At 70.3% G+C, this 24,093-nt stretch carries 21 protein-coding genes; 16 read left to right on the forward strand and 5 right to left on the reverse strand.

The features are described 5' to 3' along the window. The first annotated feature begins 525 nt into the window (after window positions 1–525). From kdpF to ACWEOE_RS10300, 6 genes are read left to right on the forward strand one after another with little or no spacing between them, the layout of a single operon-like run. Window positions 526–627: a K(+)-transporting ATPase subunit F gene (gene kdpF, locus ACWEOE_RS10275; RefSeq protein WP_452006696.1), complete on the forward strand. Its 102-nt coding sequence runs from the start codon at window positions 526–528 to the stop codon at window positions 625–627. Next, on the forward strand, window positions 627–2,288 hold the full coding sequence (gene kdpA, locus ACWEOE_RS10280; protein WP_452006699.1) for a potassium-transporting ATPase subunit KdpA: 1,662 nt from the start codon (window positions 627–629) through the stop codon (window positions 2,286–2,288). The genes kdpF and kdpA overlap by 1 nt, the downstream gene beginning before the upstream one ends. Further along, window positions 2,285–4,381 carry a potassium-transporting ATPase subunit KdpB gene (gene kdpB, locus ACWEOE_RS10285; protein ID WP_452006701.1) on the forward strand — a complete coding sequence of 699 codons (2,097 nt, stop codon included), beginning with the start codon at window positions 2,285–2,287 and terminating at the stop codon, window positions 4,379–4,381. The genes kdpA and kdpB overlap by 4 nt, the downstream gene beginning before the upstream one ends. A gap of 5 nt (window positions 4,382–4,386) precedes the next feature. Further along, complete coding sequence (locus tag ACWEOE_RS10290) at window positions 4,387–4,998, forward strand: potassium-transporting ATPase subunit C (RefSeq protein WP_452006703.1); 612 nt, start codon at window positions 4,387–4,389, stop codon at window positions 4,996–4,998. A gap of 4 nt (window positions 4,999–5,002) precedes the next feature. Beyond that, window positions 5,003–7,585: a DUF4118 domain-containing protein gene (locus ACWEOE_RS10295; protein WP_452006705.1), complete on the forward strand. Its 2,583-nt coding sequence runs from the start codon at window positions 5,003–5,005 to the stop codon at window positions 7,583–7,585. Beyond that, complete coding sequence (locus ACWEOE_RS10300; protein ID WP_452006706.1) at window positions 7,582–8,280, forward strand: response regulator; 699 nt, start codon at window positions 7,582–7,584, stop codon at window positions 8,278–8,280. Before ACWEOE_RS10295 ends, ACWEOE_RS10300 begins: the two co-directional genes overlap by 4 nt. Window positions 8,281–8,321: 41 nt before the next feature. Here ACWEOE_RS10300 and ACWEOE_RS10305 read toward each other — a convergent pair whose 3' ends face one another. Then, on the reverse strand, window positions 8,322–8,993 hold the full coding sequence (locus tag ACWEOE_RS10305; RefSeq protein WP_452006707.1) for a hypothetical protein: 672 nt from the start codon (window positions 8,991–8,993) through the stop codon (window positions 8,322–8,324). Between the two features lie 314 nt (window positions 8,994–9,307). Between ACWEOE_RS10305 and ACWEOE_RS10310 the strand changes: the two genes are divergently transcribed. After that, window positions 9,308–9,613 (forward strand): acylphosphatase, encoded by a 306-nt coding sequence (locus tag ACWEOE_RS10310; protein WP_452006710.1) that lies wholly within the window; start codon window positions 9,308–9,310, stop codon window positions 9,611–9,613. Window positions 9,614–9,790: 177 nt separating this feature from the next. Beyond that, window positions 9,791–13,408 carry a chromosome segregation protein SMC gene (gene smc / locus ACWEOE_RS10315; RefSeq protein ID WP_452006713.1) on the forward strand — a complete coding sequence of 1,206 codons (3,618 nt, stop codon included), beginning with the start codon at window positions 9,791–9,793 and terminating at the stop codon, window positions 13,406–13,408. 67 nt (window positions 13,409–13,475) lie between these two features. Here smc and ACWEOE_RS10320 read toward each other — a convergent pair whose 3' ends face one another. The 3 genes from ACWEOE_RS10320 to ACWEOE_RS10330 all read right to left on the reverse strand — a co-directional run bounded on the left by ACWEOE_RS10320 (window position 13,476) and on the right by ACWEOE_RS10330 (window position 17,002). Further along, window positions 13,476–14,108: a DUF3455 domain-containing protein gene (locus tag ACWEOE_RS10320; protein ID WP_452006715.1), complete on the reverse strand. Its 633-nt coding sequence runs from the start codon at window positions 14,106–14,108 to the stop codon at window positions 13,476–13,478. A 109-nt stretch (window positions 14,109–14,217) separates the two neighbouring features. Beyond that, window positions 14,218–15,786, reverse strand: coding sequence for a sodium:solute symporter (locus tag ACWEOE_RS10325; protein WP_452006718.1), 1,569 nt, complete (start codon window positions 15,784–15,786; stop codon window positions 14,218–14,220). A 10-nt stretch (window positions 15,787–15,796) separates the two neighbouring features. Further along, window positions 15,797–17,002 carry an anhydro-N-acetylmuramic acid kinase gene (locus tag ACWEOE_RS10330; RefSeq protein WP_452006720.1) on the reverse strand — a complete coding sequence of 402 codons (1,206 nt, stop codon included), beginning with the start codon at window positions 17,000–17,002 and terminating at the stop codon, window positions 15,797–15,799. Between the two features lie 150 nt (window positions 17,003–17,152). Here ACWEOE_RS10330 and ftsY point away from each other — a divergent pair, with 150 nt between their 5' ends. The 8 genes from ftsY (at window position 17,153) to ACWEOE_RS10370 (ending at window position 23,311) form a co-directional block, all read left to right on the forward strand. Further along, entirely contained in the window at window positions 17,153–18,529 is a 1,377-nt protein-coding gene (gene ftsY / locus ACWEOE_RS10335) for a signal recognition particle-docking protein FtsY (RefSeq protein ID WP_452006723.1), read from the forward strand. A gap of 108 nt (window positions 18,530–18,637) precedes the next feature. Continuing rightward, entirely contained in the window at window positions 18,638–19,198 is a 561-nt protein-coding gene (locus tag ACWEOE_RS10340) for a hypothetical protein (RefSeq protein WP_452006726.1), read from the forward strand. Then, on the forward strand, window positions 19,198–20,625 hold the full coding sequence (locus ACWEOE_RS10345) for a putative T7SS-secreted protein (protein WP_452006728.1): 1,428 nt from the start codon (window positions 19,198–19,200) through the stop codon (window positions 20,623–20,625). Before ACWEOE_RS10340 ends, ACWEOE_RS10345 begins: the two co-directional genes overlap by 1 nt. Window positions 20,626–20,657: 32 nt before the next feature. Then, entirely contained in the window at window positions 20,658–21,158 is a 501-nt protein-coding gene (locus ACWEOE_RS10350; protein ID WP_452006730.1) for a hypothetical protein, read from the forward strand. Continuing rightward, window positions 21,155–21,640 (forward strand): YbaB/EbfC family nucleoid-associated protein, encoded by a 486-nt coding sequence (locus ACWEOE_RS10355; protein WP_452006732.1) that lies wholly within the window; start codon window positions 21,155–21,157, stop codon window positions 21,638–21,640. Before ACWEOE_RS10350 ends, ACWEOE_RS10355 begins: the two co-directional genes overlap by 4 nt. Further along, window positions 21,637–22,377 carry a hypothetical protein gene (locus ACWEOE_RS10360; protein WP_452006735.1) on the forward strand — a complete coding sequence of 247 codons (741 nt, stop codon included), beginning with the start codon at window positions 21,637–21,639 and terminating at the stop codon, window positions 22,375–22,377. Before ACWEOE_RS10355 ends, ACWEOE_RS10360 begins: the two co-directional genes overlap by 4 nt. Before the next feature lie 12 nt (window positions 22,378–22,389). Next, entirely contained in the window at window positions 22,390–22,704 is a 315-nt protein-coding gene (locus ACWEOE_RS10365) for a DUF4333 domain-containing protein (protein ID WP_452006737.1), read from the forward strand. A 109-nt stretch (window positions 22,705–22,813) separates the two neighbouring features. Then, window positions 22,814–23,311 (forward strand): GNAT family N-acetyltransferase, encoded by a 498-nt coding sequence (locus tag ACWEOE_RS10370; RefSeq protein ID WP_452006739.1) that lies wholly within the window; start codon window positions 22,814–22,816, stop codon window positions 23,309–23,311. On the opposite strand, the gene ACWEOE_RS10375 is transcribed toward ACWEOE_RS10370, so the two are convergent. Next, window positions 23,304–24,068 carry an IclR family transcriptional regulator gene (locus tag ACWEOE_RS10375; protein WP_452006742.1) on the reverse strand — a complete coding sequence of 255 codons (765 nt, stop codon included), beginning with the start codon at window positions 24,066–24,068 and terminating at the stop codon, window positions 23,304–23,306. The two genes, ACWEOE_RS10370 and ACWEOE_RS10375, sit on opposite strands and share 8 nt — an antisense overlap. Window positions 24,069–24,093: the final 25 nt, after the last annotated feature.

The following is a 24,093-nucleotide window of genomic DNA, read 5'->3' on the forward strand; positions in this document are numbered from 1 at the left end:
CGCGGCAGGCCATCGTCTCGGTCATGGCGTCGACGACTTCCTGCCGTTGCGACAGGTCAGAGTCGTAGGAAACCCAGCCCGCGATTCCGCACATCAGCGTGCCTCCGTGACTTTGCTTAGGCAATACAACTAATCGAGACCTCCGTTCTAACACGCGAAAGGGCGGCGTGTCTGCCCGAATTGCACGCTCCGTCGTAGATCCACTACGTTTTGTGATGGCAGTCACTAACCAACTACTTGGCGTCATCGCCCAAGATCAACCGAGCGTCATCGGCTGCCGGACGAACGGCGGTGGCGGGGGTCACCCGGCGTCAAGAAGGCGTAAACGGCCCGGGACGGCGCGTCAAGGAGACGTCAGACGGCCTCGATCACGCAGTGCCACGACCGCACAGTTGCCTCGTCCAACGGTCACCCGAGCCGGGTGACCTGTCTTGAGAGGTGCCTTGTGGCCGACTTGTTGTACGTCTTGCTGACGATCGGCGTGTTCGTGGTCCTCGCCTTGGCGTTGCGCGGGATGGAGAAGCTGTGAGCGGCGCCTCGGGGGTGGCCAACATCGTCGGCGGACTGCTGGCGCTGGGTCTGATCGTCTACCTGTTCATCGCACTGGTGAGGCCGGAGAAGTTCTGATGAGTGATGTCGGTGCCGGCCTCGTCCAGGTCGGCCTGCTGCTGGTCGCCCTGGCGGTGGTCTACAAACCGCTCGGCGACTACATGGCCCGGGTCTTCTCGAACGGGAAGCACTGGCGGGTCGAGAAGGTCTTCTACAAACTCGTCCGCGTCAACCCCGATTCCGAGCAGCACTGGAAGACCTACGCGTCCGGGGTGCTCGGGTTCTCCTTCGCCTCGATCGTCCTGCTCTACCTGCTGCAGCGCCTGCAGTCGGTGCTGCCGTGGAACTTCGGCCGCGGCGCGGTGTCGCCCTCGGTCGCGTTCAACACGGCCGTGAGCTTCGTGACCAACACGAACTGGCAGTCCTACGTCCCCGAGACGACCATGGGCCACTTCGTGCAGATGACCGGTCTCACCGTGCAGAACTTCGTGTCGGCGGGTGTGGGCCTGGCCGTCGCGATCGCGGTGACGCGCGGGTTCATCCGCTCGAAGACCGATCGCCTCGGCAACTTCTGGGTCGACCTCACCCGCGGCACGATCCGCGTGCTGCTGCCGATGGCGTTCGTCTTCGCGATCGTGCTCATCGCGCTGGGCGTGGTGCAGAGCCTGCACTCCGGCGTCGCGGTGACGAACCCCGACGGCAGCCGGAGCACCATCGCGCTGGCCCCGGCCGCGAGCCAGGAGGCGATCAAGGAACTCGGCACCAACGGTGGCGGCATCCTCAACGCGAACTCCGCGCACCCGTTCGAGAACCCCAACGCGTGGACCAACCTCATCGAGTTGTTCCTGATCCTCGTGATCCCGGTGAGCCTCACCCGCACCTTCGGCCAGCTGGTCGGCAACAAGAAGCAGGGCTACGTCTTGCTGTCGGTCATGGGCCTTCTTTGGGGCGCGATGCTCGCCCTGATCTGGACCGCTGAGTCCTTCACCAACAGCCCGGCCGCCCTGGCCGCCGGGGCCAACATGGAGGGCAAGGAACAACGCTTCGGGCTGAGCCTCACGTCGATTTTCGCCGACACGACAACGGGTACCTCCACGGGCGCGGTCAACGGCGCGCACGACAGCCTGTCGGGACTCGGCGGCGGTGGGCCGCTGCTCAACATGCTGTTCGGCGAGATCTCGCCCGGCGGGGTGGGGACCGGCCTCTACGGCATCCTCGTGATGGCCATCATCGCCATGTTCCTCGCCGGCCTGATGGTCGGGCGGACACCTGAGTACCTGGGCAAGAAGCTCGGCAAACGCGAGGTCACGACCGCGGCCATCTCGATGCTCGCGATGCCGACCGTCGTTCTCGTGGGCGCCGGGATCGCTCTGGCGATGCCCGACACCTCGGGCGCACTGGGCAACTCCGGGGCACACGGCCTGTCGGAGGTTCTCTACGCCTACGCGTCGACGGGCAACAACAACGGCAGCGCCTTCGGCGGCCTGACCGCCACGAGCAACTGGTTCCAGTCCTCGTTCGGCGTCGCGATGCTGCTGGGCCGGTTCATCCCGATCATCGCGGTCCTGTGCCTGGCCGGTTCGCTGGCCAAGCAGAAGAAGGTCCCGGAGACCGCGGGCACCCTGCCCACCACCGGACCGCTGTTCGCCACGATGCTCACCGGCACCATCGTGCTCGTCGCGGCCCTCACTTTCGTCCCGGCGCTCGCGCTCGGGCCTGTCACGGAGGCGCTGGCATGACCGTCACCGAAACTCCTCGAAGTCCGTTGGAAGACCAGCAGCACCACGCGGAGAACGCGGGCCGGGTCGGGGCGGGTGCGTTCAACGCGCGCCAGCTGTGGCTCTCGTTGCCCGAGGCGCTGCGCAAGCTCAACCCGAAGCACCAGCTGAAGAACCCCGTGATGTTCGTGGTCTGGGTCGGTTCGGCCCTGACCACGGTGTTCGCGATCGTCGACCCGAGCGTGTTCGCGATCCTGGTCGCGATCTGGCTGTGGCTCACGGTGCTGTTCGCGAACCTGGCCGAGGCCGTCGCCGAAGGGCGCGGCAAGGCCCAGGCCGAGTCGCTGCGCCGGTCCAAGAAGGAAACGGTCGCGCGCCGGCTCACCGAGGACGGGTCCGAGGAGAGCGTGCCCGGGGTCGACCTGCGGGTCGGTGACCTGGTGGTCGTCGAGGCCGGACAGGTCATCCCCGGTGACGGCGACGTCGTCGAGGGCATCGCGACCGTCGACGAGTCGGCCATCACGGGCGAGTCGGCGCCGGTGATCCGCGAGTCGGGCGGCGACCGCTCGGCCGTGACCGGCGGCACCACGGTGCTGTCGGACCGGATCGTCGTGAAGATCACGACCAAGCCCGGTGAGTCTTTTGTGGACCGCATGATCGCGTTGGTGGAAGGCGCTTCCCGGCAGAAGACGCCCAACGAGATCGCGCTGACGATCCTGCTCTCCACGCTCACGATCATCTTCGTGCTCGCCGTGGTGGCGTTGCAGCCGATGGCCGGGTATTCGGGCGCGCAGCAGTCGGTGATCGTGCTGACCGCCCTGCTGGTCTGCCTCATCCCGACCACGATCGGCGCGCTGCTGAGCGCCATCGGCATCGCGGGCATGGACCGGCTGGTGCAGCGCAACGTGCTCGCCACGTCGGGGCGCGCGGTGGAGGCCGCGGGCGACGTCTCGACGCTGCTGCTCGACAAGACGGGCACGATCACCTTCGGCAACCGCAAGGCCACCGAGCTGATCCCCGTCGCCGGGTCCACTGTGGACGAACTGGCCCGCGCGGCCCGGCTCTCCAGCCTCGCCGACGGCACGCCCGAGGGTCGCAGCATCGTCGAGCTGATCGCGGCGAACCACGGCCTGGCCGAAAAGGCCGACGACGGCGAGAAGCTCGCCGAGTTCGTGCCGTTCACGGCGCAGACCCGCATGAGCGGAGTGGACCTCGGCGACCGCGAGGTCCGCAAGGGCGCCACCTCGGCCGTGCGGGCGTGGGTGCGTGAGCGCGGCGGTGACATGCCGGACGAGACCGAGCGGATCGTCGACGAGATCAGCCAGCAGGGCGGCACGCCGCTGGTGGTCGCGGAGTCGGCCGGCGGGCGCGCGTTCGTGCGCGGGGTCATCCGGCTCTCGGACGTCGTGAAGCCGGGCATGAAGGAGCGCTTCGAGGAACTGCGGTCGATGGGCATCAAGACGGTGATGATCACCGGGGACAACCCGCTCACCGCCAAGGCCATCGCCGAGGACGCGGGCGTCGACGACTACCTCGCCGAGGCCAAGCCCGAGGACAAGATGGCGCTCATCAAGGCCGAGCAGGAGGGCGGGCGGCTCGTCGCGATGACGGGTGACGGCACGAACGACGCTCCCGCGCTGGCGCAGTCGGACGTCGGCGTCGCGATGAACACGGGCACGTCGGCCGCGAAGGAGGCCGGCAACATGGTCGACCTCGACTCGAACCCGACGAAGCTCATCGAGATCGTGGAGATCGGCAAGCAGCTGCTCATCACGCGCGGTGCGCTCACCACGTTCAGCGTCGCCAACGACCTCGCGAAGTACTTCGCCATCCTGCCGGCCATGTTCACGTCGATCTTCGCGCAGCTGGGCGCGCTGAACATCATGCACCTGGCCACGCGTGAGTCGGCCATCCTCTCGGCCGTCATCTTCAACGCGCTGATCATCGTGTTCCTGATCCCGCTCGCCCTGCGCGGCGTGCGCTACAAGCCCTCGTCGGCTTCCGCGCTGCTGCGCCGGAACCTGCTCGTCTACGGCCTCGGCGGCATCGTGAGCCCGTTCCTCGGGATCTGGATCATTGACCTGATCGTGCGGCACATCCCTGGAATCGGGTGAATCTGATGAACACACTCGTCAAGCAGACCTGGGCGGGCCTTCGTGTCCTCATCGCGCTGACGATCATCCTCGGCATCCTCTACCCGCTGGCCGTCTGGGCGATCGCCCGGATCCCCGGCCTGCAGTCCAACGCCGAGGGCTCGGTCGTCACGCAGCACGACCAGGCCGTGGGGTCGTCGCTGATCGGCATCGACCCGGTCGCGGTCGACCCAGCGCACGACCCGTGGTTCCACAACCGGCCCTCGGCGGGGTCCAAGGACGCGCTCGGCCCGGGCGACCCGTCGACTTCGGGTGCGTCGAACAAGGGGCCGTTCAACGAAGACCTCGTGAAGACCATCGCCGAGCGCAAGGACCTCATCGCGAAGCGGGAAGGTGTGTCACCCGAGCAGGTGCCGGCTGACGCCGTGACCGCTTCCGGGTCGGGCCTCGACCCCTCGATCAGTGTTGCGTACGCCGACCTGCAGGTCCCGCGCGTCGCGAAGAACACGGGGCTGAGCGTGGACAAGGTGCGGCAGCTGGTCGCGGCGAACACCACGGGTGCCGGGATCGGCGTGCCGGGGGTGAACGTGCTGCTGCTCAACTTGGCCGTGCGTTCGGCCGCGCCGGGAGCACACTGACAACGTGAGCACACCGGGTACGACCCCGAAGCCGCGCCGAGGAGAACTGCGGATCTACCTCGGCGCGGCTCCGGGCGTGGGCAAGACGTTCGCGATGCTGGGCGAGGCCCGCCGCCGGCTGGAACGCGGGACCGACGTGGTGGTGGGGCTCGTGGAGACCCACGGCCGCCAGAAGACGGCCGACCTGCTCGACGGCCTCGAGATCGTGCCGCGGCGCACCGTCAGCCACCGCGGGCACGAGTTCACCGAGATGGATCTCGACGCCGTTCTGAAGCGCGCGCCCGAGGTCGTGGTGATCGACGAGCTGGCGCACACCAACGTGCCCGGCGCGCGCCACGACAAGCGCTGGCAGGACGTCGAGGAGCTGCTGGAGGCCGGGATCGACGTGCTGTCCACGGTCAACGTGCAGCACCTGCAGAGCCTCAACGACGTCGTCGAGCGCATCACCGGCGCCACGCAGCAGGAGACGGTGCCCGACCACGTGGTGCGCGGTGCCGAGCAGCTCGAGCTCGTGGACATCACGCCGGAGGCGCTGCGGCGCCGGCTCGCGCACGGCAACGTGTACCCGGCCGAGCGCATCGACGCGGCCCTGGGCAACTACTTCCGCCCCGGCAACCTCACCGCGCTGCGCGAGCTGGCGCTGCTGTGGGTGGCTGACCAGGTCGACGTCGCCCTGCAGCGCTACCGCGCCGAGCAGAAGATCACCGATACGTGGGAGGCCCGCGAACGCGTCGTCGTGTCCATCACCGGCGGTCCCGAGAGCGAGACGCTCATCCGGCGCGCGAGCCGCATCGCCACGCGCGCGGGTGCGGAGCTGCAGGTCGTGCACATCCTGCGGGGCGACGGGTTGTCCGGGCTCGGCCCCACGGCCATGGCGAAGAGCCGCACGTTGGCCGAAGAGGTCGGCGCGACGTTCCACGCGGTGGTCGGTGACGACGTGCCGACGGCTCTGCTCGACTTCGCGCGCGGCGTGAACGCCACGCAGCTCGTGATCGGGACCTCGCGCCGTTCGCGGGTCGCGCGGTTGTTCGACGAGGGCATCGGCGCGGCCGTGGTGCAGCAGTCCGGCTCGATCGACGTGCACATGGTCACGCACTCCTACGCCGGCGGCCGGCTGCGCGCGCGGCTGGGCGCGAGCCCGCTGGCACCGTCGCGGCTGGTGCTCGGCTGGCTGCTGAGCCTCGCCTTGCCGATCCTCGCGACCGGACTCGGTGTGCTGCTGCGTGACACCGTCGAGTTCTCCACCGACGTGATCCTCTACGTGCTCGCCACGGTGATCGTCGCGCTGGTGGGCGGCCTCGGTCCGGCGGTGGTCGCGGCCGTGTTCGGCGCGGGGCTGCTCAATTTCTTCTTCACACCACCGCTGTACACGCTCAACGTGCACAGCCCGCAGAACGTGGTCACCCTCGTCGCGATGATCGTGGTCGCCGTGCTGGTGGCCCTGGTTGTCGCCTCCGCGGCGCGGCGGGGCAGCCAGGCCGCGCGGGCGCGCACGGAAGCGGCGCTGCTGGCGTCGTACGCGAGAACGGTGCTGACGAACCCCAACCCGATCGAGCGGCTGCTGGAGAAGGTGCGGGAGAACTTCGGCTTGACGTCGGTCACGTTGCTGGAGAAGAAGAACGGCGCGTGGCAGAAGGTCGCGATCGCCGGGCAGTTCCCGTGCGCCGACCCGGACGAGGCCGATGTGGACATCGCTGTGACGGCCGACGTGCACCTCACGCTGCGCGGGCGCGCGCTGCCCGCGGCCGATCGGCGGGTGCTGGAGGCCGTGGCGGGGCAGGCCTTGCTCGCGCTGCGCCAGCAGCGGATGGCCGCGGCCGCGGCGGAGGCCGAGCGCAAGGCCGAGGCCACGGAGCTGCGCACCACGCTGCTCTCGGCAGTCGGCCACGACCTGCGCACGCCGCTGACGTCCATCAAAGCCGCGATCGGCAGCCTGCGCGCGCCCGACCTGTCGCTGTCCGAAGAGGACACGGGCGAGCTGCTGGAGACCATCGAGCTCTCGGCCGACCGGCTCGCCGGGCTCATCGACAACCTGCTCGACTCCTCCCGGCTGGCCACCGGCGCGGTCACCCCGCACCTGCGGCCGGTGGGCTATGACGAGGTGGTGGCCCACGCTTTATCCAATGTGGACAACTCGCGGGACGTGAAGGTGGCGGTGGACGTGCGCCTGCCTTCGGTGCTGGCCGACCCGGGTCTGCTGGAACGCGTGGTCGCCAACGTGCTCGACAACGCCCTGCGCCACGGCGGCGGCGTGGTGTCGGCGCGGGCCAGCGCGCACTCCGAGCACGTGGAGCTGCGGATCGTCGACCACGGCAAGGGCTTGAAGAAGGGCACGGCCGACTCGGCGTTCGCGCCGTTCCAGCGCCTCGGCGGCGACCGCGACTCGACCCCCGGCGTGGGGCTGGGGCTCTCGGTCGCGAAGGGCTTCATCGAGGCCATGGGCGGCACCATCCGCGCCGAGGACACGCCGGGTGGCGGTCTCACCGTGGTGCTCTCGCTGCCCGCGTACACGGGGCAGAATCCGGAGAAGGACTTGCTGAAGATCGAAGAGATCACCGACGACACCGTGGAGGGAGTGGGCTCGTGAGTCCCGACAAGGCGGCCACCGTGCTGGTGGTCGACGACGAACCGCAGATCGTGCGCGCGCTGCGCATCAACCTCAACGCCCGCGGGTACAAGGTGATCACGGCGCACGACGGCACCGCGGCGCTCAAGGCCGTGGCCGAGACCAAACCCGACGTGGTGGTGCTCGACCTCGGCCTGCCCGACCTCGACGGCACCGAGGTCATCGCCGGTCTGCGCGGCTGGACCACGGTGCCCATCATCGTGCTCTCGGCGCGCGGGGACTCGGCCGACAAGGTCCACGCCCTCGACGCGGGCGCCGACGACTACGTGACCAAACCCTTCGGCATGGACGAGCTGCTCGCCCGCCTGCGCGCCGCGGTGCGCCGCTCGACGGTCGCCGGCTCCGACGGCGCGGAGGCCGTGGTGGACACCGGGTCGTTCACCATCGACCTGGCGGCGAAGAAGGTCCGCCGCGACGGCCACGAGGTGCACCTGACCAAAACGGAGTGGGGGGTGCTGGAGCTGCTGGTGCGCAACCGCGGCCGGCTGGTGGCCCAGAAGCAGCTGCTGCACGAGGTGTGGGGGCCGTCGTACGAGACGGAGTCGCACTACCTGCGCGTGTACCTGGCGCAGCTGCGGCGGAAGCTGGAACCGGAGCCCTCACGCCCGCGGCACCTGTTGACGGAACCGGGGATGGGCTACCGCTTCGAGGTGTAGACGTGACGAGAGCCGCCCCGGTCGGGGCGGCTCTCGTCGGTTCAGCTGGTGGGGCCGGTGGCGCTGGTCGTCTGGACGTCCGAGGACGAAACCGGCGGCGAGCTCGGCGGCTCGCCACTGGTGGAGCCACCGCCGCCACCGCTGCTGCTGTCCGGCGGCGGTGGGGTGGAGTCCGCGGGAGGCGTGGTGCTGGTCGAGTCCGGAGGCGTCGAGCCGGTGGACGACACGGGCGGCGGGTCGTCGCTGCGAGGCGTGGTCGGCGGCTTGACGGTGTTGCTGGTGCCGCCGGGCGGAGGGTTCTGGCCGCCTGGCTTGCCGGGTGGGTTGTTCGGCGGCGGCGGGATGACCACGGTGGTCGTCGGCACGCCGTCGCGGCCCGTGGAGACGACCGTGGTCGGGGTGGACGGCGTCGACGGGGTGTCGCCGGCCGAGGGCTGGCCGGAGACCGTCATCGGGGCGCCCGGGACGGCGTTGCCCGGCACGACCTGCGAGCTGCCGGGCAGGGTGCCCTGGCCGCCGCCGGGGAGATTCGGGGACGTCGCGGTGGCGGCACCCGGGCCCGCCAGCTCGGCGACCGCGGCGAAGGCCGTGGCGACGACCAGGCCGCTCACGCCGAGGATGGCGTAGCCGGCCCGGTTCATGAGGCCGCTCGCGGTCTTCGGCGGCGCGACGGAGATGCGTGAGCTCGGATCCGGCCCGTCGGGACGGGACATGCAGGCTCCTTACATGCGGTTCGACTTACGTGCGGTTCGACTTACGAGCGGTTCGACGCTGCACTGGTCAGTGCACTGCGGGTCAGTGCACTGCGGGTCAGTGCTGTACGGGTCGACGCCGGTGTCGCCGGGCGCCGCTTCGCGGTTCGGCACGGGTCGACGCCGGGAATTCGTGGCGCAATCCGGTCCGGCACCCCGGGGCGAAGCGGGGGATCGGGGCGGCCGGACGCGAACCCCGGCGGGGAGGTTATCACCGGCCGTGACCCATTCGCGCAGGTACGGGGACTGCCCCGTCACTGTCCGCAGCGGAACGCATGGGGCAGGATGGGCGCGTGAGTGAGGAAGAAACACACATCCGGCTGGCGGCGTGGGTGCACGGGCGGGTGCAGGGCGTCGGTTTCCGCTGGTGGACCCGGAGCCGTGCGCTGGAGCTGGGGCTGGTCGGGTTCGCCCGCAACCTGCCCGACGGCCGTGTCGAGGTGGTGGCGGAGGGTGGTCGAGACCACTGTGAGCGGTTGTTGGCCGCCCTGAGGTCGGGAGAATCACCCGGAAGTGTGGATCACGTCGTCGAGCGCTGGAGCCCGGCCAAGGGCGGTCTGACGGGGTTCCTCGAGCGCTGAGCTGCGCTGCGCCGGTCGAGTGGCTCCTGTGACGGCTGGGACACAAGGGGTTGCCGGTGCGCGACAACCTGTGCTAGGCGCGCCGGAGAACGGCGGCCTCCCGCGATCACGGCGGGTGCCCGGGTAGCCTTGGCGGACTGTAGAGCCAGTACCCGCGGCCGGAAGGGTCAGCACCACGTGCACCTGAAAAGCTTGACGCTGAAGGGTTTCAAGTCCTTCGCCTCGGCCACCACGCTGCGGTTCGAACCCGGGATCACGTGCGTGGTCGGCCCCAACGGTTCGGGCAAGTCCAACGTGCTCGACGCGCTGCGCTGGGTCATGGGCACCCAGGGCGCCAAGGACCTGCGCGGCGGCAAGATGGAAGACGTCATCTTCGCCGGCACCGCGGGCCGCGCGCCGCTGGGCCGCGCCGAGGTCACGCTCACCATCGACAACGCCGACGGTGCGCTGCCCATCGAGTACTCCGAGGTCTCCATCACGCGCCGCATGTTCCGCGACGGCGCGAGCGAGTACGAGATCAACGGCGACCGCTGCCGCCTGATGGACGTGCAGGAGCTGCTGTCGGACTCGGGTATCGGCCGCGAGATGCACGTCATCGTGGGTCAGGGGCAGCTCTCGGCCATCCTCGAGTCGAAGCCCGAGGAGCGCCGCGCCTTCATCGAAGAGGCCGCGGGTGTCCTCAAGCACCGCAAGCGCAAGGAACAGACCCTGCGCAAGCTCGCGAACATGCAGGGCAACCTCGACCGCCTCGGCGACCTCACCACGGAGCTGCGCCGCCAGCTCAAGCCGCTGGGCAAGCAGGCCGAGATCGCGCGCAAGGCGCAGTCGGTGCAGTCGGAGCTGCGCGATTCGCGCCTGCGCCTGCTGGCCGACGACCTGGTCACCCAGCGCGAGGCCATCGCCAGGGAAGAGGCCGACGAGCGCACCGCCCGCCAGCGCCGCACCGAGGTGGAGCAGGCCCTGGAGATCGTCGCCGCCGAGGAGACCGAGCTGGAGGCCTCGCTCGCCGAGGACGCGCCGAAGCTGCAGACGGCCCAGGAGACCTGGTATAAGCTCTCCGCGCTGGCCGAACGCCTGCGCGGCACCGTGCGCCTCGCCGTGGAACGCCAGCGCCACCTGTCGGCCGACGTGTCGGCCCCGACCGGCGGGCGCGACCCGGAGGAGCTGCTGGCCGAGGCCGAGCAGGTCGCCGAGCGCGAGCAGGAGCTCAACGAAGCCGTGATGGAGGCCCGCGAGCTGCTGGCCGAGACCGTGCTGCGGCGCGAGGACCTCGAACAGCGCGTGCAGGCCGCCGAACGCGCCCACTGGGCCGCCGTGCGGGCCATCGCCGACCGCCGCGAGGGCATGGCGAAGCTGACCGGGCAGGTCGAGGCGCTGCGGAGCAAGAACGGCGCCACCGCCGACGAGATCGACCGCATCTCCGTGTCGCTGCAGGAATCCGCCGAGCGCGCGGAGATCGCGCTCGAGGAGCTCGAAGAGGCGAAGGCCGAGGGCGGCGCCGAGGAGTCCGACGACGCCGACCTGATGCAGCGCCACGACCGCGCGGTCGAGGCCAACAACGCCGCCAAGGCCCGCGTCGAAGAGCTGGTGAAGGCCGAACGCACCGCGGAACGCGAGATCGCGTCGGAGAAGGCACGTGTCGAGGCGCTGTCGATGGGCCTCAAGCGCAAGGACGGCGCCGGCGCGCTGCTGGGCGCTTCGCACGAGCTGCCGGGCCTGCTGGGCTCGGTCGCCGCGCTGCTCACGGTCCAGCCGGGCCACGAGGTGGCGCTGGCCGCCGCGCTCGGCCCGGTGGCCGACGCCGTTGCCGTGGCCGGTGGCGAGCAGGCGCTGACCGCGCTGAAGTACTTGAAGGACACCGATTCCGGCCGCGCCGGCATCCTGCTGTCCGACTACGGGTCCACTGTGGATGTTCAAGGCGTGGACACGTCTTCCTGGCCGATGCTGCCTCACGGCGCCCGCTGGGCCCGCGAGGTCGTCACGGCCCCGGAGCAGCTGCGTCCGGCGGTGGAGCAGGCGCTCGACAGGCTCGCGTTGGTCGACGGCCTCGAAGCCGCGCGTCAGCTGGTGGCGAGCCACCCGGACGTCCGCGCGGTCACCCGCGAAGGCGACGTGTTCGGCGCCCGCTGGGTCGCCGGTGGTTCCGCCGCGCGCGAGAGCGTGATCGAGGTCCAGGCCGCCGTCGACGAAGCGGGCGAGCGGCTGCGCACGGCCGAGCGCGCGCTGGAACGCCACGCGGCCGAGCTGGAAGGCGCCCGCGCCGAACAGCAGGCCCGGCGCGAGGAAGTGAGCCAGGCCAAGGACGCGCTCGGCGACGCGAAGGTCCGCAAGGCCCGCTCGTCGGAGCGGCTCAACCGGCTGCAGCAGGCCGCGCGCTCTGCGCAGGCCGAGGTCGAACGCCTCACCGCGCAGCGCGCCAAGGTCGAGCAGAGTCGTGAGCAGGCGTTGGAACAGCTGGCCGAGCTGGAGGAGCGGCTCGCCGCCGTCGCCGAGCAGCCGGTGGAGGACGACCCGGACACGGCCGAGCGCGACGAGGCCGTGGAACAGCTCGCCGTGGTGCGCCAAGAGGAAATGGAAGCGCGGCTCGCGCAGCGCACCTCCGAAGAGCGGGCACGCAGCATCGCCGGGCGCGCCGAGTCGCTGCGCCGCGCCGCTCGCGCCGAGCAGGAGGCCCGCGAACGGGCGGCCAAGGCCCGGGAAGCGCGTGAGCGGGGTGCTGCGATCGCCAACGCCGTGGTCAACGCCGGTGAGCTCGCCCTCGAACGCATCGAGCACTCGGTGCAGCGTGCGGCCGTCGAGCGCGACGAAGCCCAGGCCCAGCGCCAGACCCGCGAAACCGCGCTCACCGCCGTGCGCGCCAAGGTCCGCGAGCTCTCGGGTGAGCTGGAGAAGCTCACCGACGCCGTGCACCGCGACGAGGTGCTGCGCGCCGAGCAGCGGCTGCGGCTCGAGACGCTCGAGGGCAAGATCGCCGAGGACTTCGGCATCGGGCTCACCGACCTCGTGCAGGAGTACGGCCCCGACGTGCCGGTGCCGCCGAGCGCGGGCGAGATGGCCGAGTACGAGGCGGCCAAGGAGCGCGGCGAGGACGTGACCCCGCCGCCGCCCATGCCCTACGACCGCGACACGCAGGCCCGCCGCGCCAAGCGCGCCGAGAAGGACCTGACGCTGCTGGGCAAGGTCAACCCGTTGGCGCTGGAGGAGTTCGCGGCGCTGGAGGAGCGCTACAAGTTCCTCTCGACCCAGCTGGAAGACCTCAAGGACACGCGCAAGGACCTCGAAGCCGTGATCCGGCAGGTCGACGAGAAGATCCTCGAGGTCTTCGCCTCGGCCTACGCCGACGTGGCCCGTGAGTTCGAAACCGTGTTCGGCGTGCTGTTCCCGGGTGGCGAGGGCCGCATGGTCCTCACCGAGCCCAACGACCTGCTCGCCACCGGCGTCGACGTCGAGGCGCGCCCGCCGGGCAAGAAGGTGAAGCGGCTGTCGCTGCTCTCGGGTGGCGAGAAGTCGCTGGTGGCCGTGGGCATGCTGGTGGCCATCTTCCGCGCCCGCCCCTCACCCTTCTACGTGATGGACGAGGTCGAGGCGGCGCTCGACGACACCAACATGCGCCGGCTGATCGGGCTGCTGGAGCAGCTGCGCGACTCCTCGCAGCTGATCATCATCACCCACCAGAAGCCGACCATGGAGATCGCCGACGCGCTCTACGGCGTGAGCATGCAGGGCGACGGCATCACAAAGGTGATTTCGCAGCGCCTGCGGGCCGAAGACGAGGAGCCCGTGCCCGCCATCTGAACCGCGCACGTGAAAGGGGGAGCTTCCCGGGCGGAAGCTCCCCCTTTTCGTGCCTACAGCGTTGCTTTCAGTTCGCGGACCAGAACGCGTACTCGGCCGAGTAAGGCGTGGAGGTCACGTCACCCGCGGTGCAGGAGCCCTTCGGAGCCAGGCCGCCCTTGGTGGCCAGCCGCTGCACGTAGGTCACGTTGCCGAAGATCCCCTTGCCCTCGGTCGTGTCGGTCTTGAGCAGGATCTCGGGGATCGCGTCGGTGTGCTGCACGGCCTTGCCCGGCACGGCCGTGGCGTTCACCGTGCTGCCGTCCACAGTGGACGTCCACAGTGGGCCCTTGTCGTGGATGGCCACGGCCTTCTCGCCTTCGGTCATCACGGCCGAGGGCTTGATTAGCTTCCACGCGCCGTCGGTGCAGCCGTAGATCTGCACGCCCGTGCCCGTGAACTGGGCCACGCGCTTGTTGCCCGGCGGCACCTGCACCGCCGCGGGAGCCTCGATGATCTCGGGCGTGCCGGCCTGCGCGCCGCCCTGGGTACCAGCCGCGCCCGGCGTGCCGTCCTGCGCTCCCGCCGAGGCCGGCGCCGCCTGCGCGCCGGCCGCGTTCACCGGGCCACCGGCACCGTCGGACGAGCCCGAGGAGCACGCCGTCGCACCACCCAGGAGGATCATCGAACCCGCCGCCAGTGCCAGAGAAATCCGCTTCATCGTTCCCGCCCGATCCGGGCCCGCCGTCCGGTGGCGGGCGCTCGTGAGGTGCACGAGCGCCCACCCCGGGACGGTTCACCCGATCGGGAAAAATTTCTCGAACGGGTGGTCAGACGGTGACTTCCTCCTGCGGGGCGTCGGCCTCCACGGCGTGCGGGTCGGCGTCGCGGTGGCGCAGTGCGAGCAGGCCGCCGACGACGAGCGTGATCACCACGCCGACGAACGTGTACCAGTAGGTCGCCAGCGGCACGAGGGTCTTCGTCGCCGCGCCGAACTGGATGTGCACGGCCGTGGTCGCCTTGTCGAACTTCACGAAGAGGATCAGGAACGCCATGCCCACCACCGAGCAGGCGAACGCGACGATCGCGTCGGACTGGCGCGCCTTCTTCACGATCAGACCGAGGAAGAAGGAACCGAGCAGCGCGCCGTAGGTGTAGCCGACGATCCCGAGGCCCTGCTGGATCACCGGGTCCTTCGAGTTCGTGAACAGCGACGCGAAGATCGCGAACACCACGGCCCAGATCAGCGTCCACATGCGACCGTGGCGCAGCAGCTTCGAGTCCTCGACGGACCGGTGCGTGAAGCGCTGGTAGAGGTCGGCGATGGTCGAGGTGGACAGCGCGTTGAGCGCCGAAGCCAGCGCGCCCATCGTGGACGCGAGGATGCCGGCGATCAGCAGCCCGGACAGACCCACCGGCAGGTCGTTGACGATGAAGTTGGAGAACACGTCGTCGCCGGACATCTTGCCGGCCGCCACCGCGGTGGCCGTCGCGCCCGTCTTGCCGCCCGTGTAGACCCACAGCATCGCGCCGACGACCAGGAACAGCCCGAACTGCACGAACACCACGATCGACGAGCCGATCAAGGCGCGCTGGCCGTCGCGCAGGCTCTTCGTCGACAGCAGCCGGCCGACGATGAGCTGGTCCGCGCCGTGCGAGGCCATCGAGAGGAACGCGCCGCCGACGACCGCGCCGACGAACGCGTACGGGCTGGTGAGGATGTTGGAGGTGAAGTCGGTGAGCTGGAAGCGGCCCTGGCTCGCGGCGATCGACGTCCAGCCGTCCGGCAGCTTGGTCGTGAGGAAGACGACCGCGCCGATCGCGCCGAGGACGTAGAGCGACCACTGGATCACATCGACCCAGATCACCGACTTGATGCCGCCGACGAACGCGTAGATCAGCGTGAGCGCGGTCAGCAGCACCACGATGTGCCAGTACGACGTGTGGATGCCGTAGTGGTCGAGGATCGCCTTGATCGGGATGGCGCCCGCGAACAGGCGCAGGCCTTCGGCGAGCAGGCGCGTGATCACGAACGTGACCGACGCCGTGCCCTGCAGCCCGCGCCCGAAGCGGCGGCCGAGGAACTCGTACGCGCTCACGTAGTTGCCCCGGAAGTACCGGGGCAACAGGACGAACGCGGCGACGATGCGCCCGAGGATGTAGCCGAACGCCACCTCGAGGAACAGGAACTCACTGCCGAAGACCAGGCCGGGCGTGGAGATCACCGTGAGGGTGGACGTCTCGGTGGCCACGACCGAGAGCGTGACGGCCCACCAGGGCATGCTGCGTTCGCCGACGAAGTAGTCGTTCGCGGACTTCTGTCTGCGACCGACCAGCACGCCGATGATCGGCATCGCCGCCAGGTACACGATGACGATCACCAGATCGACTGGGTTCATGCGGTTTCTCCTACCCTCGAGCGCCGATTTCCGAAACCCGCAAGCGAGTCACTGTGCCCCCCAGTGGGGCCGGAAGGTTCAGGGGGTGCGCGCCCGGCGTCAGCGCGCCGAGCAGCCGCGGGCCGCGCGCGCCCGTCGCGGACGGCAGTGTGGCCGGCACACCGCACCAGCTCAGCCAGCCGAGCAGTGCGGTCAGGTACGCCTCTTTGCCGCCCCCGGGCAGTCCCAGGTCGTCGCTGGTGCGCACGGCGACGCCGGGCAGCTGCTTCGCCAGCGCGGCCATCACGGCGGGATTGCGCATGCCGCCGCCCGACACGACGAGCGTGGCCACGTGGTGGCGCCGGCATTCGGTGGCGACCGTGGCGGCGGTCAGCTCGGACAACGTCGTCAGGAGATCTTCGGGGCTCAGCGGCGGCAGCCCGGCGAGCGCCGCGTCGAGGTAGCCGCCGTGGAAGTGCTCCTTGCCGGTGGATTTCGGCGGGGCGGCGGCGAAGTAGGGGTCGGCGAGCAGGCGGTCGAGCAGGTCGGCGCGGACGTGGCCGGCCAGCGCGAGCTTGCCGTCGACGTCGGCGTGCTGCTCGCCGCCGGTCACGCGGGCCGCGGCCAGGTCGAGCAGTGCGTTGGCGGGACCGGTGTCGTAGGCGAGCACGGTCTCGGTCTCGCCGACCACCGTGATGTTGGCGATGCCGCCGAGGTTCAAGGCGGCCACGGGTTTCCCGGTCTCCTCGGCGAGGCCGCGCAGCCACAGCGCGTCGAGCGTGCTGGCCAGCGGTGCGCCCTGGCCGCCCGCGGTGATGTCGCGGATGCGCAGGTCGGCGACGACGGGCGTGCCGGTGCGTTCGGCGATCCACGCCGGCTGGCCCAGCTGAAGTGTGCCGAGCGCCACACCGTGCTCCACCCAGTGGTAGACGGTCTGGCCGAGTGACGTGATCACGTCCACGGGCCCGTGCTCGGCGATGCCGCGGGCGGCGGCTTCGGCGAAGGCCTGCCCGACGCGGGTGTCGAGCACGGTGAGCGCTTCGGCGCTGCTCGGGTTGGGCGGCAGGGCGCGCAACACGGCCTCGCGGGTTTCTTCGGTGAAGGGCACGTCGAGCTCACCGCGCGGGGTGAGCACCACGGTGCCGTCTTCGGCGTGCAGATCCGCGACGGCGACGTCGATGCCGTCGACCGAAGTCCCCGAAAGGAGGCCGAGGACGCGGAAGCCGTGAGATTTCATCCGGAGTGGTTTAGCCGGGACGAAGCGGTCACGCAAGGCGCGTCGTGAAGTCTTGGCCGAATCGGAACCCTGCGTGTGAGGCGTTGGCCTGAAGGCACCAGCGCGGTGGGGTGTCCGGATGAGCCGGGGAGCGGATGACAGGATGGGTGTGTGTCGAGCACCTGGTTCTGGATCGTCATCGTCGCCGTCGTCGTCCTGGTCGCCGTGCTGGTGTCCGGGCTGCTCATCGCACGTCGGCGGCGGATCAGTCTCGAACAGCGCCGCAAGGTCGAGGAGAAGCCCAAGGGCGGCGGGTACACCGCGTCCGGCGGGATCACTTTCGCGCCGGGCGGCACACAGGCGCCGCCTTCCGCTGAACCCGCCGAACAACCCGCCGAACAGCCCGCCGAGCACCCCGTTGCGGACCGCCCGGAGGTCGACGGCCAGCCCGCCGTCGGCGACGACGCCGCGGTGCCGCGCGACTCCGAGCAGCGCACTGTGCGCGACGTCAAGCTGCCCGAACCGGAGACCGAGGCGGTTTCGGAGGGCCCCGCGGCCGCACCGGTCGAGGGCACCGTGGAGCCCATCGAGCCCGTGCTGCCGGTCGAGGAGATCGACCCCGCCACCGGGCGGCTGGAGCGCCTGCGCGGGCGGCTGTCGAAGTCGCGCTCGATGTTCGGCCAGAGCCTGCTGGGCCTGCTCGGCGCCGGTGACCTCGACGAGGACTCGTGGCAGGACGTCGAGGACTCGCTGCTCATCGCCGACCTCGGCGCGGCCACCACGACCCAGATCGTGGAGCGCCTGCGCGACGAGCTTTCGCGCCGTGCCGTGCGCACGCCCGACGAAGCGCGCGAGGTGCTGCGCGAAGTCCTGACCGCTTCGCTGTCCACGGACGGGATCCGCGCCGTGCGCGCGCTGCCGCACGAGGTGGACGGCAGGAAGCAGCCCGCCGTCGTGCTCGTCGCCGGCGTGAACGGCACCGGCAAGACCACCACCACCGGCAAGCTCGCCCGCGTGCTCGTCTCGCAGGGCTCGACCGTGGTCCTCGGCGCGGCCGACACCTTCCGCGCCGCCGCTGCCGAGCAGCTGCAGACCTGGGCAGAACGTGTCGGGGCGTCGGTCGTGCGCGGCAAGGAAGGCGCCGACCCCGCGGCCGTCGCGTTCGACGCGGTGAAGCGCGGCATCGACGAAGGTGCCGACGCGGTCCTCGTCGACACCGCCGGGCGCCTGCACACCAAGACCGGCCTCATGGACGAGCTCGGCAAGGTCAAGCGGGTCGTGGAGAAGCAGGCCAAGGTCGACGAGGTGCTGCTGGTCCTCGATGCCACGACCGGCCAGAACGGCCTCGCCCAGGCGCGCGTGTTCTCCGAGGTCATCGACGTCACCGGCATCGTCCTCACCAAGCTCGACGGCACCGCCAAGGGCGGCATCGTCTTCCAGGTCCAGAAGGAGCTCGGGGTGCCGGTGAAGCTCGTCGGCCTCGGCGAGGGCCCCGACGACCTGGCGCCCTTCGAGCCCGGCGCGTTCGTGGACGCCCTGCTGGGCTGAGACAGAATTCGCCCGTTGAGGTGATCAACAGGCGAAGCGGGCGGAACCCTCGCCGGGTTCTGCCACGGTGGACTCGTCGCTGCTGGCCGGACGAGGGGTTCACGGGGGATGACAGGCGGGTTCGATGCCGTAACGGAGGAGCTCGAACGCGCCGCCGACACGATCGGAGACGTCGTCGGGGGTGCCGCGGGCCTGCTGTGGCAGGGTCCGAGCGGCGACTACGGGCACCCCGGCGTGCAGGCGGGCTGGGGCAGCTTCATCGCGGACCTCGAGTCCGTCGTCGAAGGGCTCACCGGCAAGGCCCACGGGCACGGTGAAGACCTGCGCACGGCCGCGGTCCGTTACGCGGGCGCCGACGACAGCGCGAGCGACGCGATCGTGAAGACCGCGGCGGAGGCGTTCGGCTCTTCCGGTGGGGGGATCTTCGGCCCGCTCGGGGAGATCCTGCGCAGTTCCGTCGGTTCCATCGGCTCCGCTGGTTCCGACGGCGAGAAGCTCGGTCCCGCGTGGGCCGGCGGCGGGACCGGCCGCATCAGCGGGTCGATCGACGAACTCCCACCGGACGTGATGAGCCCCGAGCGCTCCCGGGAGCTGTTCCCCGGTCCGAAGTCCGAGGTGGAGGGCCCCGACCCGGTCACTGAGGCGGACCGCGAAGGGCCGGTGTTCTGATGGCCGCCGAGCTGGGGGAGACGACCGACCCGAAGGAGCTCGTCCCCGGCGAGCCGCGGTTCATCTCGGGTGACCTCAAGGACGTCGTCCGCAACATCCAGCGCATGGCCGCGATTTCCGACGGCCTCTCCGGCGTGGACGCGAAGCAGTGGACCGGCGAAGCGAGCGACCGGTTCCGCGAGACTTTCGGCCGGGAACCGAAGAAGTGGTTCGACACCATCGGCGTCCTCGGCACCGGTGCCAACGCGCTGGCGGACTACGGCGACGCCCTGACGCGCAGCCAGTCCGAAGCCCAGCGGGCGATCGAGCTGTACACGCAGGGCCAGGCGGCCACCCGGGCGGCGTCGGCGCAGTGGATCGCCCAGGCTCATCAGGCGCTCACCGGCGACCGGCCGATCCCGGGTTTCGTCGATCCCGGCCAGGGTGCGACGCAGGAGGCCGAGCGGATCCTGCGGGCGGCCCGCGCCGCGCTCGAAGAGATCGGCGGCGACACGGCGAAGAAGCTGGGCTTCAAGAAGGAATCGGACGGCACCTACAAGAGGGATCTCGGGAAGACCCACGAGTTCGGCGCCGCGGAGCGCGACAAAGTCAAGACGACGCAGTGGGACCGCGAGAAGAAGAAGTGGGTCACGGTCGAGGAGGACCCCGGGGGCTGGCAGAACCACAAGGGCGGCAAGAACTACTCCCGCGAGTTCGGGTCGCAGTCCGACGGCATGCTCACCGACAAACTCGGTGGCCTGCTCGAAAAGTTCGGCATCGACACCTCCGAGAGCACGGTGGCGGCGTCCGCCGGAGTCGATCTGATCGACGGTTCGCTGGCCGGCAAGTTCGGCGACGGAACCTTCGGCGGAAGCGGCAAGATCGAGGGCGCGGCTCTCGGCGCGGGCGCGGAGGCCCATGCCGGTGCGGGCCCGATGGGCCTCTCCGCGGGAGCGTCGGCCGAGGCGTACCTGGCCAAGGGCAGCGCCCAGGGCGAGGTGCACTACGGCGACCACGTCTCGGTGAAGGGTGACGCCTCGGCCGAGGTGGGGGCCAAGGCGTCCGCGCAGGGGTCGATCGGCTTGTCCGGCGTGCAGGGCAGCGTCGAGGGGTTCGCGGGTGGCCGGGTCGAGGGCAACGTGAGCGCCGAGGTCGCCGGTGTCACCGCCGGTGCGCACGGCGAGGCGTGGGCCGGCATCGGAGCCGAGGCCAGTGGCCAGTTCGGCATGGGCGACGACGGCAAGTTCCACATCGGCGCTTCGGTCGGTGCGGCCCTGGGTATCGGTGGCAAGGTCGGGTTCGACGTCAGCATCGATCCGGGTGAGGTCGTCGACACCGTGCAGGACGTGGCCGGTGACGTTGCCGATGTGGCGTCCGACGTGGCGTCCGACGTCGGCCACGGCATCGCGAACGCCGCGGGCGCCGTGGGCGACTTCCTCGGCTTCTGACCATCCCCATCAGGAGATTCGGAGTATCAACAGTGGCTGGCACCCTCCCCGTCCCGATCGTGTTCGACCTGCCGGACGGCTGGCGATCCGTCCCACCGGAAGAGATCGGTACGCCGGATGCGGCGTTCGTCGCCCTCAACACCGGCAGCACGCGCGACGGCTTCACGGCGAACATCACGATCACCGGCGAGGTCCGCGAGGACGACGCACCGCTCACGGCGATCGGTGACGAGGCCGTCGAAAAGCTGCGCACCGCGGGCGCCGCGGGAGTGCAGCTCGGGCGGCGCAACGAGGTCGGCTCCGCGGAGAACCCGGGTCTCACGCAGGCGGTGAAGCTGACCGTCGGGCTCAAGGGCAAGCAGGTGGACCTCGTGCAGTTCCAGGTGTTCATGGTGATGCGCGACCAGCAGGCGCCGCAGCGGCGCGCGGTCCTGCACGTCGTGCTGTCCGCGCTGTTGGAGAACCAGTTCGAGCACGTGATCGACGACTTCCAGAAGTTCCTCACGACCGTGAAACCGGAGCAGGCGGCATGAACGACACCGCGCGGCAGCTGCTGGCCCGCATCGAGGCGATCGACTCGGCGGCGGCCGACAACCGGCTGCGGGCCGAGGCGTACCAGCGGGTTGCCGACGAGCTCAAGGACGCGATGGGCACCGCGACCTCGCCCGACGGCGTCGTCACCGTGGTCGCCGGACCCGGCGGGGCGATCACGTCGGTCACCTTCAGCGAACGGGCCCGGGAAACGGATCCCGCCGTGTTGTCTTCGGACGTCCTGCGCGCGATCGGCGAGGCCCAGGCCGCGGCGGCGCGGATGCAGGCCGAGGTCGTGCGACGCGGCCTCGGCAGCACCGAGTTCCTCGACCGCGTGCTCGACTCCGACGAGCAGCTCTTCGGGGCCCCTCGCCCGAGCACCGCCACGACACCGCCTCCGCCCGCACGCCCGCCGGTTCACGAGGCATCACCGGAGGGCGAGTTCGACGACTTCACCGTGTTCGACCAGGAGCCCCGGCGGTGAGCGTCGCCCTGATCCTCGTGATCGTCATCGGAGGCACGCTGCTGATCGCGGGCGCGGTCACGTGGTTCGTGGTGTGGAACAGCCGCGGAATGAAGCGGGCCGAGGCCGCTGTGCTGCAGCGGTTGAGCCAGGAAGCGCCGCGGCGGGGCTGGCGGTACGAGGAGCGCAACGACTCCTACTGCGCCTTGTTCAACGAGGGCGATCAATCCATCCTTCGGTCCTTCGTGGACGAGATGCTCTCGCCGAGCAATCCGTTCGCGCGGCCGGCTGAGGCGTTCGAGGCGCACGGGATCGTGAGCGGGACGCACCGTGGCCGTCCGTTCCTCAGCGCCAGATTCAAAGTCCGCCAGCCGGGAGAGACCACCCGCTACACGAGGGTCGTATGGGTACGCACGCCGAAACTCGGCCCGGCCCTGCAGGTGACGCCGGTGGTGGCGCTCGAGAGCCGCGTGAACGACGCGATCAAGCGCGGCGACCTCAAGATCGGCGATCCCGAGTTCGATGAGCGCTACCAGGTGCTCACCGGCGATGAGCGCTTCGCCATGGCGGTGCTCGTCCCGCAGGTCACTCACTTCCTGAAGGCCGACCGCCGTGTATTCAGGGGCTTCTCCTTGTTCGGCGCGAACTTCGCGGTCTTCGACCGCCTCGTCGATCACCGTGACCCCGAAGAACTCGTCGCCGCGCTGGACCTGCGGTGCGATCTGCTGGATTTGGTTCCGCGTTCCGTCTGGGCCTAGAGGAGGCTGGCTGTGTTGCGTCGGATTGTTGTCGCGGTGTGTGGCATCGCGTTGGTGGCCGGGTGTTCCGCGCACGTGGAGGTCACGCGGCGGGTGTCGCAGGCCGACCTGGAGCGCGGGATCGCCGACGCGCTGGAGAAGTCCGTGGGCCAGCGCCCGGACACGATCTCGTGCCCCGGCCCGATCGACGCGAAGGTCGGCCAGCAGATGCGCTGCCGGCTCGTGGCCGGCACCACCAAGGCCGGCCTCACGGCGACCATCAACACCGTGAACGGCAGCGACGTCCGCTACTCCGTGAAGGTCGACGACCACGTCTCCACGAATTGACGTGACACACCGGTCTCCGCCGGCGCACACTCGCGCTGTGTATTGACGCCCTCGTGGACCCCCTGGCCCTCTCGTCGCCCACCCATCCGCAGACGAGAGGAACCCAGCCATGTCCCTCGACGGCCCGCGCGTCCACCTGCGTCCGCTCACCCCGGACGACCGCGAGCGCGCCCGGGAAATCCTGGCCACCCCCGAAGTCGCCCTCTGGTGGGGCGACGCCGCGACCGAAATCGAAACCCTGCTCGACGAGGAGCCGGGCTTCTCCAGCTACGCCATCGAATTGGCCGGGGAGCTCATCGGCCTCATCCAGAGCTCCGAAGAGCTCGACCCCCAGTACCGCCACGCCGGCATCGACATCGTCGTGCACCCGGCCCACCACGGCCGTGGCCTCGGCCCCGAAGCCATCCGCGTGCTCGCGCAGCACCTGTTCGCCCAGGGCCACCACCGGCTCACGATCGACCCGGCCACCGCCAACGAAAAGGCCGTGCACGTCTACACGAAGCTCGGCTTCCGCCCGGTCGGTGTGCTGCGCCAATACGAACGCGGCCCCGACGGCACCTTCCGCGACGGCCTGCTGATGGATCTGCTGAAAGGCGACCTCAGGTGACCGGCAGCTGCTGCGAAAGCCGATCCGCCACCTTCTGCACCACCGGCGCGATCGACGCCACCGCCTCGGCGGTCAACCGGCCCGAGGGGCCCGACACGGATACCGCGGCGGGCACCGGCATGCCGGGCACGGCGACGGCGACGCAGCGCACCCCGAGCTCCTGCTCGGCTTCGTCCAGCGCGTAACCCTGCGAAGCGATGCGCTTGAGCTCGTCGGCGAGCGAATCAGGGTCCGTGAACGTGTGTTCGGTGTAGGCGGGCATGCCGGTGCGCGTCAGCAGCGCCGCGACGTCGTCGGGGGGCAGTTGCGCCAGCATGGCCTTGCCGACGCCGGTGCCGTGGGGCAGCAGGCGGCGGCCGACCTCCGTGAACATGCGCATGGAGTGCTTGGAGGGCACCTGGGCGACGTACACGACTTCGTCGCGTTCCAGCACGGCGAGGTTGGCGGTCTCGCCGACCTCCTCGACGAGCTCGACCAGCAGCGGCCGCGCCCACGCGCCGAACTGCATGCTGGCGTTCTCGCCGAGGCGGATGAGCCGGGCGCCGAGCGCGTAGCGGCGGTTGGTGTTCTGCCGGACGTACCCGAGGTCCACGAGCGTGCGGATGAGCCGGTGAATAGTCGGCATCGGCAGGCCCGACAGGGTCGCGAGCTCCGAGAGGCTGGCCTCCCCGCCGGTGTCCGCGAGGTGCTCCAGCAGCTCGAACGCGCGCTGCAGTGACTGGACGCCGCCGTCCCGTCCGCCTTTTTCAGCCGCCACCGTGGCCCTCCTCACAGGTCGCCTT

This window comes from Amycolatopsis sp. NPDC004368 (genome assembly GCF_053602515.1).